We start from the raw sequence: 1,497 nt of genomic DNA, 5'->3' as shown, positions 1-1,497 counted from the left end.
TATGCTTGGCCTTTTTATCGGCTACTATTAAGGTTAGTATTAACGTAGATTGGAAAAAGACAAGTAACTGTAAAGGTGTACGAAACAGAAGATGCCTGACACCAAAAATATCATTAATAAAGGTAATAATATGAATCCTGAATTTTGGCAAGAACGTTGGCAGAACAAGCGAATTGGGTTTAATCAACCGGAGGTCAATCCATTATTGATTAAATACTTTTCCACTTTGGACTTGCCAGCAGGTAGCCGGGTCTTTGTACCTTTATGTGGTAAATCAATTGACATGCTATGGCTAGCAAAACAAGGCTACAACGTTGTAGGTATTGAATTAGTCGAATCCGCCGTACAAGAGTTTTTTATTGAACAAGGCATCTCACCTACAATAATTGAACATGAGCATAGTTTAGATGCTAAATGCTATAAAGGTGTAGTTTCAGGTCAAACGATAGCGTTATGGGTTACCGACATTTTTGCACTGACGCCAGAGGATATTGGTAATATCGATGCGGTATACGATAGAGCCGCACTCATAGCTATGCCCACAGAGTTGCGCCCAAAATATTGCGAACAAGTTCAGCAATTGAGTGGTTATACCGCACAACTATTGCTGACGCTCAATTACGATCAAAATGAACGGAATGGCCCACCATTTTCGATCAGTAATGAGCAAATTAAGCAGTACTATACCAGCCACTATCAAATTACTGAGCTTGAAAGTGAACAATCTACTCTGAATGCAGCGCCAGATTTGGCAGTAAAAGAGTGTGTTTGGTTGTTGAATAAACAGTAAGCGAGAAATCTAATGAAAATCTTAGTGAGCTTCGTCAGTCTAATTGCTTTCTTGTTAGTAGTATTGACAGGGCCGCTTTATAAATATGGCATTATTGAATTAGCTACGGTGTTTGCAGGATTCAAATATGGAATATTTACCGCTATTGCAGCGCTTGTATTGCTCATATTACAAGTTATATTCAAGCGAAAGACGCTAACAATGGCCAGTGTGGCGATCACCGTTGTGTTGTCCATGGTTGCTATCGGATTGCCACTTGGTATGCTAAGCAAGGGTAAAAGCGTACCGCCCATTCATGATATTTCAACTGACTTAATTAACCCACCCGAGTTTGTAGCTATCGCCCCACTACGCGCTGATGCACCAAACCCAGTCGCCTACGCTGGTGAAGCAACTGCTGCGCAACAACGTCAAGGCTATCCAGAACTAAAAACACTTAGCTATTCACAATCAAAAGCTGAATTAGTAAGTGCTGTTGAACAAGTAGCCAAAAATTTAGGCTGGGAATTAGTAAATACTGATACTAGCGAAGGTATTGTTGAAGCAACGGATACTACGGCGTGGTTTGGTTTTAAAGATGATGTGGTGATACGTATCAATGATAATGGTAACGAGCGTCTGCTAGATATTCGCAGTAAATCACGGGTTGGTGGCAGTGATTTGGGTAAAAATGCAGAGCGTATTCATGATTTTATTAATGAGTTGGA

Annotated in this window: 2 protein-coding genes; both read left to right on the top strand. The window is 40.3% G+C overall.

What is annotated here, in order from left to right; translation table 11 throughout:
• Positions 1-91: 91 nt before the first annotated feature.
• On the top strand, positions 92-790 hold the full coding sequence (tmpT, locus tag CAN34_RS13650) for a thiopurine S-methyltransferase (protein ID WP_254423198.1): 699 nt from the start codon (positions 92-94) through the stop codon (positions 788-790).
• A gap of 12 nt (positions 791-802) precedes the next feature.
• On the top strand, positions 803-1,497 hold a 695-nt coding region (locus CAN34_RS13645), incomplete at its 3' end, for a DUF1499 domain-containing protein (RefSeq protein ID WP_089556103.1).

Origin of the sequence: Psychrobacter sp. DAB_AL32B (assembly GCF_002224105.1) — a bacterium.
In the GTDB taxonomy this organism is placed as follows: Bacteria; Pseudomonadota; Gammaproteobacteria; order Pseudomonadales; family Moraxellaceae; genus Psychrobacter.
This window is presented reverse-complemented; position numbering and strand designations above follow the sequence as displayed.

Excerpts from the sequence above, each read along its gene's own strand:
- tmpT (WP_254423198.1), top strand. The coding sequence starts at position 92 with ATGCCTGACACCAAAAATATCATTAATAAAGGTAATAATATGAATCCT.